The organism is Microbacterium sp. MF43 (genome assembly GCF_012847295.1).
In the GTDB taxonomy this organism is placed as follows: Bacteria; Actinomycetota; Actinomycetes; order Actinomycetales; family Microbacteriaceae; genus Microbacterium.
This window is the reverse complement of record NZ_JABBDY010000004.1, coordinates 335,031-352,532: the sequence shown is the minus strand read 5'-3', so window position 1 is coordinate 352,532 and position 17,502 is coordinate 335,031. Positions and strand designations below refer to the sequence as shown.

Below are 17,502 nucleotides of genomic sequence, written 5' to 3'. Positions count from 1 at the left end.
GTGAACACGGAGTGTTCCGGGTAGGTATCGATTAGAAAAATAGGTTTCTTTCATAATCGATGAATCGAGGATCGCAGGCGATCTGTCCTGCGTCAAGCGGGTGTGACCGAATCGAGATCATCGTGCGCTCTGTTCGACTCTGCGGCTTCCACTGCGAGGTCTTCGCTGTACACCTCGACCGGACCGAGCCTGGCCTCCGCGCAGACCGCTATGGCCGCCCCACAGCGCTCGAGTTCGAGCACCGTGACGATATTCATCCCCCGCCGCAGCAAAGGTGCGGGCACATAGTACGTCTCCTGCGGCCCGATCTCCCAATAACGGCCGAGGAGGAAGTCGTTGATCCAGACGAACCCCTTGGAGAATCCCGGAAAGGCCAGGAACGCGTCCCCCGGCTCGTCCACGACGAGCTCGGCCGTCGCCACCCCGGCGGAAGAAGGATCCGCATCGGATGCGCCTCGCCCGGCCAGCGTGGCCAACACCCCCTCGCCCCATTCATCGAGGGGCAGCGCGCGGGCCGTCCAGCCGTTCACCCGTCGCCAGTCCACCCACACGCCGTCGAGGATCCCCTTCCCCTCCCCGAGCAGCGGGCCGAAGTTGATGCGCCCCTGATTCTCCACGAGGATCTCGAGCTCGACGCGACGCCCTCGCCCGGGCAGCACGACGCCGTCGGCGGCAGTGGAGGCATCCATCACCGCCACCATCGCTCCGTCTGCGAAGACGAGCGCGCGATCCCGGAGCCGGCCGATCGTGAGACGCACCTCGCGCTCCGGCAGCAGGGGCGTCGCGCGATAGAGGACGAGGCCGGCGTCGAGCCCCAGCTCCTCGAACGTCGGCGGATGGGCGAGGCCTATCGGCTCCGCTGCAGCGCGCAACGCGGGGAGGAGCTCCGCACGGTGGGTCGTCCGCAGCAGCCGCGGGGCGAGCCGCGGCTGCTGCAGAGGCACCGGCGGAAGCTCGCCGGCACCGCTCCGCGCGAAGATCGCGCGGAAGGCGAAGAACTTGGCAGTCAGAGAGCCATCCTCGGCCACGGGTGCATCCGAGTCGTAGCTCGTCTGCGTCGGCTGCACCCGCGTCCCGTCGTGGTTTGCGCCAGACCAGAGGCCGAAGTTCGTGCCACCGTGCGCCATGTACAGGTTCACCGAGGCATCAGCGTCCATCAGCTGCGTCAGGGTCCGCGCAGCACCGTCTGCCGGCCGGACGTGGTGGCGCTCGCCCCAATGATCGAACCACCCGCTCCACAGCTCGGCGCAGAACAGCGGCTCAGCGGGCCGGCGCGCCCGCATCGTGCCGGCGGCTTCGCCGACGCGCGAGCCGAATGTGGCGGCAGCCAGCACGCCGTGCATGGTGCCGCCGTCGAGCGCCAGATCGGTCGGCCCATCCGCGGTGAAGAGCATTTCCCGGATGCCCCCGTCGACCAGCATCCGCCGCACGGATTCGAGGTACTGCACGTCGTCGCCGAAGCTGCCGAACTCGTTCTCGACCTGCACAGCGACGATCGGCCCGCCCTGACACGCCTGCAGCCTCGCCAGGCGTGGGACGAGCGCGTCGAACCACTCGCCGACGGCCTCCAGGAAGCCTGGGTCGCTGGAGCGGGGGCGAAGGCCGGGCGTGCCGGTCAGCCAGGCCGGCAGCCCGCCGTTGTCCCACTCTGCGCAGATGTAGGGCCCCGGTCGCACGATCGCGTCGAGACCCGCGTCGGCGATGAGCCCGAAGAAGCGCTCGACGTCTTGCCAGCCGTCGAAGCGCCGCCGTCCGCGCCGACGCTCGTGGAAGTTCCAGGGGACATAGCTGTCTACAGCGTTGAGGCCGAGGGCTGCCAGCCGACGGATCCGGTCCTGCCACTGATCGGGATGCACGCGGAAGTAGTGGAGCGAGCCCGATCGGATCCGATGCGGGCGGCCTTCACGGAGAAAGCCGCCCCCGCCGAGCGTCAGGCGAGGGGCTGCGTTGCGAGGGGACGTCATGGGTGCTCTTCAGCGATGAGGACGGCACTGACTACGGCCGAATTGTCAAGTGCTTTTACAAAGTGTCTCAGTAGATTATGTTGACCTGATCATGACGTCAAGGAGACCCGTGCACGCGACCGGTGGCGACCCATCCTTCCTCCGGCGGTTCAACTCCTCGGCGGTCCTCCACGCCCTTTACGAGCACGGAAACGGCGCCGACTCGGCCGGGGAGCTCGGTGGGCTGACGGTCAGTCAGCTGGCCGCCGCGGTGAACGTGTCGCGCCCCACTGCCGAGGAGGCCGCCGAGAGCCTCCATGCCGCCGGGTGGATCGACGTCATCACGCCGCAGCCGGGGGCCCGCCGATCGGCCGGTCGCCCCGCTCGTCGATTCCGATTCCGTCCGACTGCGGGATATGTCGTCGGCGTCGACGTGGAGGCGACGTCGGTCTCGTCGGCGGTCGCAGACCTCGGCGGGACGGTTCTCGGTCGCGACCGCCGCCCCGCCCCGCCACTGCTGCCGGCCGAGGATCGGCTCGAGTTGATCGGGGAATCGGTCGGCGCGGCACTTCGGGAGGCAGGCGTGGAGAGCCATGACATCCTGGGCGGGGTCGTCGGTTCGACGGGCGTCGTCGGTCCTGACGGGCGGATCCTTCGCAACAACCTTCCCGGCTGGCAGGGTCTTCACCTCGCCGACGAGGTCTCCCGCATGCTCGCCGCACCCGTGAGCGCGTACAACCACGTCCGCCTGAGCGCCTTGGGCGAGCGCTGGCGCGGGGCGGCGCAGACGGCCGACGATGTCGTGCATCTGCATGCTGGTCAGCGCATGGGTGTCGGGGTGGTCGTGGACGGCAAGCCGCTCATCGGAGCCCACGGAGCAGCGGGCGAACTGGGTCGCGCACCCGCGACTGCGTGGATGCACGCCTACCGCACCCTCCTCGAGCACCCTCTGGGAGTCCTCACGCCCGCGGGCAGCGCGGGCGTCGGTGGTGACATCGGAGATGCCGGACCGATTTTCGATGCTGCGATGCTCGGCGACGACACCGCGCGGCTCGCCGTGGAGGACTTCGCGAGAGAGCTGATCGACCACGTCGCGCCGATCGTCGCGGCGTTCGATCCTGCCATCGTCGTGATAGGCGGTGACCTCGCTCGCGCCGGCGAGGTCACCGTCGATCCGGTTCAGCGCCGGCTTGACGCCAGCTGCCCGTTCCCGCCCGAGGTACGCGTCTCAGAGCTCGGAGACGACTCGATCACCCTCGGCGCGATTCGCTCCGCGCTCGACGACGTCGAGACCCGGATCTTCAGCGACCCGTACCAGGTCGTCTCCGTCTGATCTCCACGAGCGAGCCGCGGCGCGAGATCAGCGACTCGCGTTGACGAACGACGTCGACGGCGCCGTGGCGCTGTCGAAGTCCCAACCGATCCCGGGCCGGTCGATGGCGCGCACGAGGCCGTCAGCACCGACCTCGGCGGGTCGAACGACGGGGTTGGAGTAGATCAGCGATTCATAGAACGTGTTGCTGCCGATCGCCATGCAGAGGTGGGTGTTCGGCAGACCACCGCCGTGCACCTCGGCCCGCAGAAGGTACGAGTCGGCGAGATGGGCGATGCGGAGAGAGCCGGTGATCCCTCCGCGAAGCGTGGCTCCGGTACGCACGGCCGCGGCCACTCCGGTCGCGACGTAATCGCCGGTGTTCATGTGGGCGCCGGGTGAAACCTCGCCTACCAGCAGCGGGATGTCGACCCGCTCGCCGAGCTGCCGGTAGGCGGACACGCTGTACTCGCGCATGGGCTCCTCGTACCAGAGGTAGCCGGCGGCATCGAGTGCGTTACCGAGGTAGATGGCATCGAGGAGGTCGAAGCCGCCCGACCCGTCGTACATGAGCGGGACCTCGTCGCCGACATGCTCGCGCAGGGCCTCGCTGAGGCGCGCATCCTTGCGCGCATCTCCCCATGCGTGAAGCTTGATGGCCGAGAAGCCCGCCTCCAGGCACTGGTCCGCGACGTCGAGATATTCCTCGATGCTCCCGAACGTAGCTGTCGACGCGTACGCCGGAATCGAGTCGCGGTACGAGCCGATGAGCTGATGCACCGGCATCCGGGCGGCTTTGCCGGCCACGTCCCACAGTGCGACATCGATCACCCCGGCGATGTAGACGGGGAAGTACTCGATACGATCCAGTTCCCATAGGCGATGCCAGAGGAGTTCGCGGTCCAGGGGATCCGCGCCGATCAGTTCGTTCCGCAGACGGCGCTCGACGATGTCCTGAAAGATCACGCCCCGGTGGCAGAACCCGAATCCATCGATTCCGGCGTCGGTGCGAATGGCGATCCATGCGCCGACCGAGGCGCCCTCCGACCCCGGTAGCCCCTGTCGCCAGCTGTAGATCGGCTGGGCCGGCACGTCCACGAGCTCCACGTCCACAGCGACGATGCGCACCCGGGCTCCGATCAGTCGAGGGATTATATCGAAAAGACGTTATCTAATGCCCTTTCGGTTGTCAAAGCAGGAGCCCCCCGCTCCGCGCCCCGCGTCAGGCGAGGAAGCCCCGCAACAGCGCCTCGGAGCCGGCCAGGTGATCGAGGGTCGCGGCCTCTGCGGCATCCGCTCGCCCGGCCAGGATCGCGGTGACGATGCTCTCGTGCTGGGCGTTGGAGTGCTCGATGTTCCGCGGCAGCAGAGGGAAGGTGTCGAGCCAGGCGTTGACCTGCGCGCGGTTCTCGGCGGCGAGCGCCACGAGCGAGGGGATGCCGGCGACCTCGGCGATGGCGAGGTGCAGCAGCGTGTCGAGGCGGCGGTAGTCGGGTTCGGATGCCTCGGCGACCGCCTCGTACCGCGCCCACAGCTCATCGCGCTGGGCGGCGTCGAGCGTGCGCGAGGCGGCGGCCCTCGCCGCGCCGGCCTCGAGAACCCGGCGGAGCCCCAGCACGTCGTCGAGTTCGGCGGGATCGACGGTTCCCGGATGCGGCGGCTGCGGCAGCGGGTCGGCGACGAACGTCCCGCCGTACCGGCCGCGGCGGCGCACGAGGTATCCGGTGTCGGCGAGCTCGCGGATGGCCTCGCGCACGGTGTCGCGGCTCACGGCATACCGGGCGGCGAGCTCGCGCTCGGGCGGCAGCGACTCCCCCGGCGCGACGACACCGAGACGGATCGTCTGCACGAGGCGGGCGACGGTGTCTTCGAGGGCGTTGCCTTCGCGGACGGGCCGGTACACGGCCCGTCGCACCTCGCGCAGCGGCGTCTCGGTCATGGTCACAGCGGCGTGACGTAGGCGTTGGTGATGCCGCCGTCGACGACGAAGGCCGTGGCGGTGATGAAGGACGCGTCGTCCGAGGCGAGGAAGGCGACGGCGGCGGCCATCTCCTCGGGCTCGGCGAACCGGCCCATCGGGACGTGCACGAGACGCCGCTGTGCCCGTTCGGGGTCCTTGGCGAAGAGCTCCTGCAGGAGCGGCGTGTTCACCGGACCGGGGCAGAGCGCGTTCACGCGGATGCCCTGCCGCGCGAACTGCACGCCGAGTTCGCGGGTCATCGCCAGCACGCCGCCCTTCGACGCGGTGTACGAGATCTGCGAGGTCGCAGACCCCAGCAGCGCCACGAACGAGGCCGTGTTGATGATCGAGCCCTTTCGCGCCGGCACCATGTGCCGCAGCGCGGCGCGGGAGCAGAGGTAGACGCTCTTGAGGTTGACGTCCTGCACGCGGTCCCACGCCGGAAGCTCGGTCGTCTCGATCGAGTCGTCGTCGGCGGGAGAGATGCCGGCGTTGTTGAACGCGATGTCGACGCTTCCGAACTCGGCCGCGACGCCATCGAAGAGCGCGTCGACGGATGCCTCGTCCGCCACGTTCACCTGCCGGTAGACACCCCCGACTTCCGCGGCGGCGGCCTCTCCGCTCGGGGCGTCGAGGTCGGCGATCACGACCCGAGCGCCCTCGGCGGCGAACCGGCGCGCGGTCGCGAGTCCGATGCCGGACGCGCCGCCGGTGATGATGGCGACCCTGCCCCCTAGGCGCTGCGTCAGATCCATGTCGTGCTTCCCTTCCCAGGCGTGTCCCGAAGTTTTCGCCCCGTGTCCCGAAGTTCGCCGCTTACCGGCGGCCGAAGCGGGAGGCTTCGGGACATCCGTGCCGCGGTCATGAGGCATCCGTCGCGAAATAGACGTTCTTCGTCTCGGTGAAGTGCTCGGCGGCGTCGGGACCCAGTTCCCGGCCGAGGCCCGAGGCCTTCATGCCGCCGAACGGGGTCCAGTAGCGCACCGACGCGTGCGAGTTGACCGACAGCACGCCGCTCTTCACCCTCTGTGCCACGCGGACGGCGCGGCCGAGGTTCTCGGTCCAGATCGATCCGGCGAGACCGTAGATGGTGTCGTTCGCGAGACGGATGCCGTCGGCCTCGTCCTCGAACGGCAGCACGGCGACGACCGGTCCGAACACCTCCTCCTTCGCGATGCGGTCGGCGCGGTCGGCCAGCACGACGGTCGGCGCGAACCAGAACCCGTCGCCGTCCGGCGCCGAGCCGCGGAATGCGACGTTCGCGCCCTCGAGGAAGCCCGAGACGGTGTCACGGTGCGACGCCGAGATCAGCGGACCCATCTGCGTGGACTCGAGGTTCGGGTCGCCGACCTTCCAGCCATGCACCGCGGGCTCGAGCAGTTCGAGGAACCGGTCGTACACGGACCTCTGCACGAGGATGCGGCTTCGGGCGCAGCAGTCCTGCCCGGCGTTGTCGAAGACGGCGCTCGGCGCGAGTTCGGCGGCCAGCTCGAGGTTCGCGTCGTCGAACACGATGTTGGCGCTCTTGCCGCCGAGTTCGAGCGTGACCGGCTTCAGGCCGCGCGCGCAGCCCGCGGCGACCTCGACGCCGACCTCGGTCGATCCCGTGAAGACGACCTTGCGCACGTCGGGGTGCTCGACGAACCGCTGGCCGACGACCGACCCCGACCCGGTCACGACCGCGAACAGGCCCTCGGGGAGGCCCGCCTCGAGGGCGAGCTCGCCCAGGCGGATCGCGGTCAGCGGCGTGAGCTCTGCGGGCTTGAGGACGACCGCGTTGCCCGCGGCGAGCGCCGGAGCGAATCCCCACGACGCGATCGTCATCGGGAAGTTCCACGGCACGATGACGCCCACCACCCCGTAGGGCTCGTGGAACGTGACATCCAGCCCGCCCCCGACGGGGATCTGCCGACCGCTCAGCCGCTCGGGCGCTCCCGCGTAGTAGTTGAGCACCTGCGCGACGTGCGACGCCTCCCAACGCGCGGACTCGATCGGATGCCCCGAATTGCGCACCTCGAGCTGCGCGAGCTCCTCGATGTGGTCCTCGACGACGCGGGCGAATCGGCGGAGGGCGTCGGCTCGCACGAGGGGCGTGATGCCGGCCCAGGCCCGCTGAATGTGCTTCGCCCGCGCGATGACCGCGTCGACCTCTTCCACCGAGGCGCGGGCGACCTCGCGGATCGGCTCCGCCGTCGCCGGGTTGATCAGCGTGAACGTCCCGCTCATGCGCGCACCGTCCCGGTCGTCGAGCGGTACTGCGCAGCTTCGCCGACGAGGCCCGCGAACAGCCGCCGGTCCTCGGCGTTCTCCTCGGGGTGCCATTGCACGCCCACGAGGTACTGCTCGCCTTCGGACTCGAACGCCTGCACGAGCCCGTCGTCGGTGCGGGCGCTCACAACCAGCCCCTCGCCGAGACGGTCGACGCCCTGGTGATGGTAGCTGTGCACCTCGAGCGGGCCGGCTCCGACGAGGCCCGCGAGACGGGAGCCTTCGTCGACGACGACTTCGTTCGTGGCGAAGACTCCGCCGCCGACACGGTACCGCTCGGTGCCGAGTGCATCGGGGAGGTGCTGGTGCAGCGTGCCTCCCCTGGCCACGTTGACGAGCTGCAGGCCCCGGCAGATCGCGAGCACAGGCATCCGTCTCTCTTCCGCACCGCGGAAGAGGGCGAGTTCCCATGCGTCGCGGTCGGGCCGGGCCGGGTCGGTGAGCGGATGCCTCGGCGCGCCGTACAGCTCGGGCTGGACGTCCAGTCCGCCGGTCAGGATGAGGCCGTCGAGTCCCTCGAGCACGGCCGGGGCCGCGGCATCCGGATCCGGCTGCGGCGGCAGCAGCACGGCGATCCCGCCCGAGGCGGTCACGGCGTCGAAGTACTGCTGCGGCAGGAACGCCGCGCGCACGTCCCACACACCCTGCTTCGCCTGCTCGAGGTAGGTGGTGAGGCCGATCACCGGCCGCTTCCGGAGATCGTGTGCCGCTGCGGGCGGTGTATCGAGATCAGAGGCGCTCAAAACCACGCACCCTCTCCCAGTCGGTGACGGCGGCGTCGAAGGCCTCGACCTCGACGCGCGCCTGATTCAGATAGTGATCGACCATGTCGTCACCGAAGGCCGAACGGGCGATCGCGGACTGGTCGAAGAGCTGGGCGGCCTCTCGGAGCGTCGTCGGCAGGTGGTCGACGCCCGCCGCGTACGCATTGCCCGTCAAGGCCTCCGGCAGCGGCAGCTCGTGCTCGATGCCGTGCAGGCCGCCGGCGATGATCGCCGAGATCGCGAGGTACGGGTTCACGTCCCCGCCGGGGACCCGGTTCTCGACGCGGAGGGAGGACCCGTGACCGACCACGCGCAGCGCACACGTGCGGTTGTCGACGCCCCAGGCGACTCCGGTCGGCGCGAACGAGCCCTTCGCGTAGCGCTTGTAGGCGTTGATCGTCGGCGCGTACAGCAGCGTGAACTCGCGGAGGGTCGCGAGGATACCCGCGATCCAGTGCTCCATGAGGGGGCTGAACCCGTGGTCCCCGTCGCCGGCCATGACCGGCTCGCCGGCCCCGGTGCGCAGCGACAGGTGGATGTGGCAGCTGTTGCCCTCGCGCTCGTTGAACTTGGCCATGAACGTGACGGCCTTGCCGTGCCTGTCGGCGATCGCCTTCGCGCCGTTCTTGTAGATCGTGTGCTGATCGGCGGTCTCGAGCACCTCGGCGTAGCGGAACGCGATCTCCTGCTGACCCAGGTTGCACTCGCCCTTGACGCCCTCGGTGTAGAGGCCCGCGCCGTCCATGCTGACACGGATGTCGCGCAGCAGGGGTTCGAGCCGACCCGAGGCGAGGAGGTCGTAGTCGACGTTGTAGTCGGTGGACGGGGTGAGGTCGCGGTAGCCCTTCGCCCAGGCATCCCGATACGAATCATCGAAGACGATGAACTCGAGCTCGGTGCCGGAGTAGGCCACGAGACCCCGGTCGGCGAGGCGCCGGCGCTGCGTCTTGAGGATGTCGCGGGGAGACTGCACCACCGGGTCGCCGCCTTCCCACGCGAGGTCGGCCATCACGAGGGCGCTGCCCGGATGCCACGGCACGCGGCGGAGCGTCGCAGTGTCGGGCAGCAGCATCATGTCGCCGTAGCCCGTCTCCCAGCTCGACATCGCGTAGCCGTCGACGGTGTTCATGTCGACATCGACCGACAGGAGGTAGTTGCACGCCTCTGCGCCGTGGCCGAGCACCTCCTCCTGGAAGAGCCGCGCCGAGACGCGCTTGCCGACGAGCCTTCCCTGCGCGTCGGCGAACGCGACGATGACGGTGTCGATCTCGCCCGCCGAGATCGCGGCGTCGAGGTCCGCAACGGTGAGATTCCCCGGCATGCGCACATCCTCCTGTCTCACGCGTCGCGAGCGCGGTCCGCTCGGCCGCGCTCCGGTCCACTGTAACGAGATTTTCCTCCCCAAAGGTAGACACAGCCCACCAATAAGCGCCACAATCAGCGCAAGACGCACCCCCTGCGTCCAACCCGAGTGCACGGAGGATCGATGTCACAGTCGAGCGATGGTTCCGCGAAGGTTGCTGGGGCGACCTATACGCGTGCTGGCCAGGACTACTTCCAGAAGCGGACGCTGAAGCGATCAGCCGGCGTGTGGGGGCTGTGGGGACTAGCCGTCGCCGCCGTCATCTCCGGAGACTTCTCCGGCTGGAACTTCGGCATCGACTTCGCAGGCTTCGGGGGCATGCTCATCGCCTTCGCGATCCTGGTGGTCATGTACTACGGCATGATCTTCTCGATCGGCGAGATGGCGGCCGCCATGCCTCACACAGGGGGTGCGTACTCGTTCGCGCGCTCCGCGATGGGGCCGTGGGGCGGTCTGGTCACAGGCCTCGCAGAGACGATCGAGTACGTCGCGACCACGGCCGTGATCGTGTACTTCTCGGCGTCCTATGCCGATGCGATCACGAGCGAGCTCCTCAACTTCTCGATGCCCACCTGGATCTGGTGGATCATCCTGTACGCGGCCTTCATCGCGCTCAACGCCGCGGGCGCCTCGATCTCGTTCAAGTTCGCGATCGTGGTGTCGATCATCTCGATCGGCATCATCCTCGTCTTCTCGGCGATGGCGCTCTTCTCGGGCCAGTTCAGCTGGGACAAGCTCTTCGACATCCCGCCGGACCCCGGCCAGACGGCGTTCCTGCCCCACGGCTGGATCCCGATCCTGTTCGCCCTCCCGTACGCGATGTGGTTCTTCCTCGGAATCGAAGAGCTTCCGCTCGCCGCCGAGGAGTCGCACAACCCGCAGCGCGACATCCCGCGCGCCGGGTTCATCGCTCGCACGACGCTCATCATCACGGGCCTGCTCGTCCTGTTCCTCAACACGGGCGTCGTCGGAGCCGAAGCGACCGGTGTTGCCGGTGAACCACTGCTGGACGGCTTCCGGGCGATCGTCGGAGATGAGCTTGCCGCCGTCCTCTCCCTGTTCGCCCTCATCGGCCTCCTCGCGTCGCTGCAGGGGATCATGTTCGCCTACGGCCGCAACATGTACTCGCTCTCCCGCGCCGGCTACTACCCCCGGTTCCTTTCGCTGACCGGAAAGCGGGCCACGCCGTGGGTGGCACTCGTCGTGGGCGCCGTGATCGGCTTCGTCGCACTCCTCCTCGTCGACGCACTCGGCGGCACAGGTGGCGTGGCGGGCGCCATCGTCCTCAACATCGCGATCTGGGGAGCCGTGATCGCCTACGCGCTGCAGATGGTGTCGTACGTGATCCTGCGACGGAAGTACCCGAACGTCGAGCGGCCGTACCGCAGCCCGTGGGGCATCCCCGGAGCCGTCATCGCCGGCGCGGTGTCAGTGCTCATCTTCTTCGGATTCTTCATCAACGAACCCGCGCGACCGGCCATCGTCGCCATCGCGGTGGTGTACGTGATCATCCTTCTCGGGTTCGCCTTCTTCTTCCGGCACCGCCTCGTGCTCTCGCCCGAGGAGGAGTACGCGATCTCCGGCGGCCTGCACCGTGACCCGCAGGCGGAAGGATACGACGCGATGGAGACCGAGGTCTTCGGCAGCGACAAGCCCTAGCAAGGGGTAAGCGCGGGGTCGGAGCGGTCCGGGGGGACGCTTCGACCCCGCATCCTTTTCTGGGCGCGTCGGGCAGACGAATCACGAAAACGAGGGCCTTGTCCCCCATAAGGGGGACAGGATGCGCGTTTCTAAAGCGAATCCTGAGCACTTTGTCCACCGAAGTGGGGACAGACAAGGTTCAACCAATCCACGTAATCTTGTACGCGAGGTGTCCCCAGCACCTCGGAGCGTGATGTCCCCAGCATCACCTCACACATTGTCGAAGATCCGCGCCTTGGGGGCGCCCGTCTAGATCGACAGTGGCAGGCCCCCGGGAGTCCCCAACCCCGGGGGCCTTTTCCGTGCCTCGGACGACTACGCGCCGAAGCCGCGAGGTCGCGGCCAGTCGGGGGCCTCGTCAGTAGAGCAGGAATTGGGCTGTCGACTCCGCCTCGATGCCGGCGATCTGCACCGACAGGTGATATGACGCCCCGCCTCCCGGTGCGCGCTGGCGCGTGTCGTCGTCGCACGTGTCGACCGACGAGCGGGTGCGGTCCCAGACGAGCGGTGACGCGCTCGCCACGGACTGTCCGGCCTTGAGTGTGACGACCATGTCGCTCGACTCGGTCTGGCAGTCGGTGGAACGCCACCAGACATCCGATCCGCTCGTCACCGTGAACACCTGGCCGCTCGTGCCCACGTTGAGCGTGCAGTCGGCCGGGGAGGTGTTGGTGAGCTTGATCGTGAGAGCCGGCTGCTGATCGGCGGCGTAGGAGCTGCGGTCGGTGACCGCCTCGACGGCGACATCGCCGTCGTCGCAGGGATCGAGGGCGGGCTGTCCCGTGCCCGACGGAGTCGGTGCGGGTGTGGCGACAGCTTCGGCGGTCGGCGTCGCCGTCGGCGTCGCGGGAGGGGTGGGGGAGGCATCCGGTGTCTGCGACACCTGGGGCGACGGATTCTCGGATGCCGCGCCCGCCCACGGCTGCGCCACGAGAAGCCACACCACCCCCGCGACGATCGCGAGGAGCGCCAGCAGCAGCACCAGCCGGCGGCGTCGGTACACCGCCGGGGAGTGGCTTCTGCGGGGGCTCGTACCGGTCACCTCTCCAGCGTAGGTCGAGGCATCCGCCCCACCCGTCCGGCACGCCCGCTCCCGGCCTTCACAGGTGGCGCAAGGGCGGGATCGATAGGGTCGAACGGACATCGAGGAGGACCCCATGAAGTGCCCCACCGACGGTTCCGTGCTCGTGATGAGCGAGCGCTCCGGCGTCGAGATCGACTACTGCCCCACCTGCCGCGGCGTGTGGCTCGACCGCGGCGAGCTCGACAAGATCCTCGAGCGCGCGGCGCGCGAATCGGCGGGCGCAGCACCCGCAGCGCCGGCGGCGTCGGGGTACGGGCAGCAGGGGTATGCCCCGCCCGCGCAGGACCCTTACGGTCAGCAGTCATACGACCCGCGTTACGACCAGCGGGGCTACAACCCGGGGCACCGCCCGAAGAAGAAAGAGCACTGGCTCAGCGACCTGTTCGACTGAGCCCGCCCCCGAGAGGCTCAGAGCAGGAAGAGCAGCACGACCTCGAGGATCCCGGTCAGCATCGCAAAGAGGATCACCGAGAGCACCGGGACAGCGAGAACCCACGCGGGCGACATCCGCATGAGCCAGATGGCGAACACCAGCAGCGCGGCCCACGCCGCCCACAGGATCGCCAGGCCCCACAGCGGCAGGAATTCCGTCGCGCCCGCGTAGAGCCCGGCCGTGCCCAGGAACGCGAGCAGGCCGACGCCTCCGAAGACGTACGACCAGATGCCGGGCCTCAACCGAGGACCTTCAGCATGCGGGTGTTGCCGAGGGTGTTCGGCTTGACGTGGGCAAGATCCAGGAATTCCGCGACACCTTCGTCGGGTGAGCGGATGAGCTGGGAGTAGACGTCGGGATCGACGACCTGCTCGCCGATCGGGGCGAACCCGCGCCGGGTGAAGAAGTCGACCTCGAACGTCAGGCAGAACAGCCGCGACAGACCGAGGCGGCGTGCGTTCTCCTCGAGCGACTCGACGATCGCGCGGCCGACGCCGTGGTGCAGCCACTCGTCGACGACGATGAGGGTGCGGATCTCACCGAGGTCCTCCCACATGACGTGCAGCGCCCCGCAGCCGACCAGGTTGCCCGCCGCATCCTCGGCGACGACGAACTGCTGCGTGGCCTCGAAGAGCACCACGAGGTCCTTGCCGAGCAGGATCCGGCGCTGCACGAACGGCTCGAGCATCGCCTGGATGCCGCGCACGTCCTGCGTCCGCGCCGGACGGACCGTGAACTCACTCACCCGTCCAGCGTAGGGCCCCGGCCGACCCGGCCGAGGCCGCGGGCGTCGAGGATTCACGAGCCACGCCGTGACAACGCCTCAGCGCGCGACCTGCGCGGCGTTCTGCCTGGTACTTCGACGCCGATCGCGGGGCCGGAAACGACGAAGAGCGGATGCCTGCAGCATCCGCTCTTCGCGTCGTCCTTCAGAACTCAGGCGTTGGCCGCGAGATCCGGCGTGGCCGTGATCTCGCCGTTGTGGACCACCCCGACCGCAACCTTCTCGCCGCGCGGACCGTGGTCGAACACGAACTCCCCGTTCTGTGCGTCGACCTTCACGTGGTCACCGGGCTCGAGCTCTCCGTGCAGGATCTTCTCGGACAGCCGGTCCTCGACCTCGCGCTGCATCGCACGACGCAGCGGGCGGGCACCGAGGGCGGGGTCGAAGCCGATCTCGATGAGCTTGTCCTTGGCGGCGTCCGTCAGCTCGAGCGTCATGTCGCGGTCGAGCAGACGCTCGCCGAGGCGCTTGGTGAACAGACCAACGATCTGCCGCAGTTCGTCCTTGTCGAGCTGCGGGAAGACGATGATGTCGTCGACGCGGTTGAGGAACTCGGGCTTGAAGTTGCGCTTGAGCTCTTCGTTGACCTTGCCCTTCATCCGCTCGTAGGTCGTGCCGCTGTTGCCCTCGACCTGGAAGCCCACGGGGCCGCCGGCGATCGCCGACGAACCGAGGTTCGTCGTCATGATGATCACCGTGTTCTTGAAGTCGATGACACGACCCTGACCGTCGGTCAGGCGACCCTCCTCGAGGATCTGCAGGAGCGAGTTGAAGATGTCGGGGTGGGCCTTCTCGATCTCGTCGAAGAGCACGACCGAGAACGGCTTGCGCCGGACCTTCTCGGTGAGCTGGCCGCCCTCTTCGAAGCCGACGAATCCGGGAGGGGCACCGAACAGACGCGAGACGGTGTGCTTCTCACCGAACTCCGACATGTCGAGCGAGATCAGCGCGGCCTCGTCGTCGAAGAGGAACTCGGCGAGCGCCTTGGCGAGCTCGGTCTTTCCGACGCCCGTGGGTCCGGCGAAGATGAACGAGCCCGAGGGGCGCTTCGGGTCCTTGAGTCCGGCCCGCTGGCGGCGGATCGTCTTCGACAGGGCGGCGATCGCCTCTTCCTGGCCGATGACACGCTGGTGCAGCGCCTTCTCCATGAACACGAGCCGCGAGGACTCCTCCTCGGTGAGCTTGAACACCGGGATGCCGGTCGCCTGCGCGAGGACCTCGGCGATCAGCCCCTCGTCGACGACGGCGTGGCTGGCAACGTCACCCGAGCGCCACTGCTTCTCGAGGCGCAGCCGCTCGGCGAGCAGGGACTTCTCCTCGTCGCGCAGCGAAGCGGCCTTCTCGAAGTCCTGCTCCTCGGAGGCGACCTCCTTGTTCTCGCGCACCTTGGCGATCTTCTCGTCGAACTCCCGCAGCTCGGGCGGGCTCGACAGGATCGACAGGCGCAGGCGCGCGCCGGCCTCGTCGATCAGGTCGATCGCCTTGTCGGGCAGGAAGCGGTCGGAGATGTAGCGGTCGGCGAGGTTCGCCGCCGCGACGATGGCTCCATCGGTGATCTGCACCTTGTGGTGCGCCTCGTAGCGGTCGCGCAGACCCTTGAGGATGTTGATCGCGTGGGGCAGGCTCGGCTCGGCGACCTGGATCGGCTGGAAGCGGCGCTCGAGCGCGGCATCCTTCTCGAAGTGCTTGCGGTACTCGTCGAGCGTTGTCGCACCGATCGTCTGGAGCTCACCGCGCGCGAGGAGCGGCTTGAGGATCGACGCGGCGTCGATGGCGCCCTCAGCGGCACCGGCGCCCACGAGCGTGTGGATCTCGTCGATGAAGACGATGATGTCGCCGCGCGTGCGGATCTCCTTGGTGACCTTCTTCAGGCGCTCTTCGAAGTCGCCGCGGTAGCGCGAACCGGCGATGAGCGAGCCGAGGTCGAGGGAGTAGAGCTGCTTGTCCTTGAGCGTCTCGGGGACGTCGCCCTTGACGATGGCCTGCGCGAGACCCTCGACGACGGCGGTCTTTCCGACACCGGGTTCGCCGATGAGGACGGGGTTGTTCTTGGAGCGGCGCGACAGGATCTGCATGACGCGCTCGATCTCCTTCTCGCGCCCGATCACCGGGTCGAGCTTGTTGTCGCGCGCGGCCTGCGTGAGGTTGCGGCCGAACTGGTCGAGCACCTGCGAGCCGCCCTGCGTGGTGCCCTGGGTCTGCTCGCCTGCGCCGCTCGCGACGCCGGCCGGCTCCTTGCCCTGGTAGCCCGAGAGCAGCTGGATGACCTGCTGGCGCACCTTGTTGAGGTCGGCGCCGAGCTTGACCAGCACCTGGGCGGCGACGCCCTCGCCCTCGCGGATGAGGCCGAGGAGGATGTGCTCGGTGCCGATGTAGTTGTGGCCGAGCTGGAGCGCCTCGCGCAGCGAGAGCTCGAGCACCTTCTTGGCGCGCGGGGTGAACGGGATGTGCCCGGTCGGCTGCTGCTGACCCTGGCCGATGATGTCCTGCACCTGCTCGCGCACGGCGTCGAGGGAGATGCCGAGGGATTCGAGTGCCTTGGCGGCGACTCCTTCGCCCTCGTGGATCAGACCGAGCAGGATGTGCTCAGTCCCGATGTAGTTGTGGTTGAGCATCTTCGCCTCTTCTTGGGCGAGGACGACCACCCGACGTGCGCGGTCGGTGAATCTCTCGAACATCGTTCACTCCTCCGGGGCGCCACCGGTGCGCGGATGCACTCCTGGCGCCTTACATCGAGGGTAACGAGAGGGTCGGGGCCGCAAGTCCGTGTTCGCCAGGGGCGGATCGGTCGTGACGTACGGGGACGGATGCCGCGGCATCCGTCCCGTTTCGGTTCTTGACGCGTGCACTGCGCCGCCATATCGTTTTTCAATAACAACGTTTATCGATATGGAGGCGATCGTGCCGACAGAGGTCCTCTTGGTTACGGTGGTCCTGCCGATCGCGGTGGGCACCGCCCTCGTGCTCGTCATCGTCGCGCGCCGGCGTCCGCCTCGCGGAGGGAATCTCACCCCGCTGGAGTCATGGATCGTCTCACTCGTCGGCGCGGGAGGAATGCTCGCCGCAGCGCTCGGCACGCTCAGCCTCGTCACGAATGCAGTCGTCGTCTTCGGCTCGGAACCCTCGATCGTGAATGACATCGGGTACTACGGCTCACCCATCGACCGCCTCGACGGCGTCGAGCATCTCGTCAACAGCGGGTACCAAACCGCATGGGTCGAGGTGAGCGGCCTCCCGCTCGGTCCCCGCTGGCTCCTTTATCTCGAGACGGCTCTCCCGGCGCTCACCTCCATCGCGATCGGGGTAGCCGTGGCCTGGCTGTCGATCATGCTCCTCCGAGGCAGGCCCTTCACGCGCGCGTTGCCTCATGTGATCGGCGCCGCAGCTGTCGCAGTCGTGATCGGCGGCTTGGGAGGGCAAGTGGCAGGCGCGTTCGGGCGCACGGCGACCGTGGAGTATCTGGGCGTGAGAGAAGTCACCGGGGGCGACGACGGGAATGGCCCGTATCCCGGCCTGAGCCTCTTCACAATGAACCTCGACTTCGCGCCCATCGGCTGGGCGCTCGGCCTGGCGCTCGTCGCGGCGGCCTTTCAGATCGGGGTGCGCATGCAGAAGGACACGGAGACGCTGGTGTGAGCCCCGCCGAAGAGGACGGCCCGTCCGGGGTCCACTGCCGCCTTGACGAGCTCCTCGAGGAGCGCGGCATGACGCTCACGCGCCTGTCGGAGCTCGTCGGCGTCTCGGTCGTGAACTTGTCGATCCTCAAGAACGACCGCGCGCGGGCGATCCGTTACTCCACGCTGTCCGCGATCTGCCGGGCTCTGGACTGCGAGATCGGCGAGCTGCTGGTCCGCGCCGACTGAGCGGCGGGCCGAGCGCTGCCGTTTCCT

16 protein-coding genes are annotated in these 17,502 nt (G+C 68.4%); 5 read left to right on the top strand and 11 right to left on the bottom strand.

The window, feature by feature from the left end; translation table 11 throughout:
* Nucleotides 1-92: 92 nt before the first annotated feature.
* Nucleotides 93-1,964 (bottom strand): beta-galactosidase family protein, encoded by a 1,872-nt coding sequence (locus tag HF323_RS13580; protein WP_169583194.1) that lies wholly within the window; start codon nt 1,962-1,964, stop codon nt 93-95.
* Between the two features lie 109 nt (nt 1,965-2,073).
* Between HF323_RS13580 and HF323_RS13575 the strand changes: the two genes are divergently transcribed.
* The gene (locus HF323_RS13575; protein WP_169583192.1) at nt 2,074-3,276 is read left to right on the top strand and encodes an ROK family transcriptional regulator; all 1,203 of its coding nucleotides are present in this window, start codon (nt 2,074-2,076) and stop codon (nt 3,274-3,276) included.
* A gap of 27 nt (nt 3,277-3,303) precedes the next feature.
* Here the strand turns inward: HF323_RS13575 and HF323_RS13570 are convergent, their stop codons facing one another.
* The 6 genes from HF323_RS13570 to HF323_RS13545 all read right to left on the bottom strand — a co-directional run bounded on the left by HF323_RS13570 (nt 3,304) and on the right by HF323_RS13545 (nt 9,568).
* The gene (locus tag HF323_RS13570) at nt 3,304-4,383 is read right to left on the bottom strand and encodes an enolase C-terminal domain-like protein (protein WP_169583190.1); all 1,080 of its coding nucleotides are present in this window, start codon (nt 4,381-4,383) and stop codon (nt 3,304-3,306) included.
* A 94-nt stretch (nt 4,384-4,477) separates the two neighbouring features.
* Nucleotides 4,478-5,194 carry a GntR family transcriptional regulator gene (locus tag HF323_RS13565; RefSeq protein ID WP_169583188.1) on the bottom strand — a complete coding sequence of 239 codons (717 nt, stop codon included), beginning with the start codon at nt 5,192-5,194 and terminating at the stop codon, nt 4,478-4,480.
* A gap of 2 nt (nt 5,195-5,196) precedes the next feature.
* A complete protein-coding gene (locus HF323_RS13560; RefSeq protein ID WP_169583186.1) occupies nt 5,197-5,970 on the bottom strand; it encodes a 3-oxoacyl-ACP reductase in 774 nt (257 codons plus the stop codon).
* A gap of 106 nt (nt 5,971-6,076) precedes the next feature.
* Nucleotides 6,077-7,441 (bottom strand): aldehyde dehydrogenase family protein, encoded by a 1,365-nt coding sequence (locus HF323_RS13555; RefSeq protein WP_169583184.1) that lies wholly within the window; start codon nt 7,439-7,441, stop codon nt 6,077-6,079.
* A complete protein-coding gene (locus HF323_RS13550; protein WP_188241705.1) occupies nt 7,438-8,166 on the bottom strand; it encodes a gamma-glutamyl-gamma-aminobutyrate hydrolase family protein in 729 nt (242 codons plus the stop codon). Before HF323_RS13550 ends, HF323_RS13555 begins: the two co-directional genes overlap by 4 nt.
* 46 nt (nt 8,167-8,212) lie before the next feature.
* On the bottom strand, nt 8,213-9,568 hold the full coding sequence (locus HF323_RS13545) for a glutamine synthetase family protein (protein WP_169583180.1): 1,356 nt from the start codon (nt 9,566-9,568) through the stop codon (nt 8,213-8,215).
* Nucleotides 9,569-9,733: 165 nt separating this feature from the next.
* On the opposite strand from HF323_RS13545, the gene HF323_RS13540 reads away from it, so the two are divergent.
* A complete protein-coding gene (locus HF323_RS13540) occupies nt 9,734-11,269 on the top strand; it encodes an amino acid permease (protein ID WP_169583178.1) in 1,536 nt (511 codons plus the stop codon).
* Between the two features lie 400 nt (nt 11,270-11,669).
* On the opposite strand, the gene HF323_RS13535 is transcribed toward HF323_RS13540, so the two are convergent.
* Entirely contained in the window at nt 11,670-12,353 is a 684-nt protein-coding gene (locus HF323_RS13535) for a hypothetical protein (RefSeq protein WP_188241706.1), read from the bottom strand.
* A gap of 115 nt (nt 12,354-12,468) precedes the next feature.
* Between HF323_RS13535 and HF323_RS13530 the strand changes: the two genes are divergently transcribed.
* Nucleotides 12,469-12,786, top strand: coding sequence for a zf-TFIIB domain-containing protein (locus HF323_RS13530; protein WP_169583176.1), 318 nt, complete (start codon nt 12,469-12,471; stop codon nt 12,784-12,786).
* Nucleotides 12,787-12,803: 17 nt separating this feature from the next.
* Here HF323_RS13530 and HF323_RS13525 read toward each other — a convergent pair whose 3' ends face one another.
* From HF323_RS13525 to HF323_RS13515, 3 genes are all read right to left on the bottom strand, one after another.
* Nucleotides 12,804-13,070: a hypothetical protein gene (locus HF323_RS13525; protein WP_169583174.1), complete on the bottom strand. Its 267-nt coding sequence runs from the start codon at nt 13,068-13,070 to the stop codon at nt 12,804-12,806.
* A complete protein-coding gene (locus HF323_RS13520) occupies nt 13,067-13,573 on the bottom strand; it encodes an amino-acid N-acetyltransferase (protein WP_169583173.1) in 507 nt (168 codons plus the stop codon). The genes HF323_RS13525 and HF323_RS13520 overlap by 4 nt, the downstream gene beginning before the upstream one ends.
* 191 nt (nt 13,574-13,764) lie before the next feature.
* Nucleotides 13,765-16,290: an ATP-dependent Clp protease ATP-binding subunit gene (locus HF323_RS13515; protein ID WP_169583170.1), complete on the bottom strand. Its 2,526-nt coding sequence runs from the start codon at nt 16,288-16,290 to the stop codon at nt 13,765-13,767.
* Between the two features lie 223 nt (nt 16,291-16,513).
* On the opposite strand from HF323_RS13515, the gene HF323_RS13510 reads away from it, so the two are divergent.
* Both HF323_RS13510 and HF323_RS13505 read left to right on the top strand, forming a co-directional pair.
* Nucleotides 16,514-17,248: a hypothetical protein gene (locus HF323_RS13510; protein WP_169583169.1), complete on the top strand. Its 735-nt coding sequence runs from the start codon at nt 16,514-16,516 to the stop codon at nt 17,246-17,248.
* Nucleotides 17,245-17,475: a helix-turn-helix domain-containing protein gene (locus HF323_RS13505; RefSeq protein WP_169583166.1), complete on the top strand. Its 231-nt coding sequence runs from the start codon at nt 17,245-17,247 to the stop codon at nt 17,473-17,475. The genes HF323_RS13510 and HF323_RS13505 overlap by 4 nt, the downstream gene beginning before the upstream one ends.
* Nucleotides 17,476-17,502: the final 27 nt, after the last annotated feature.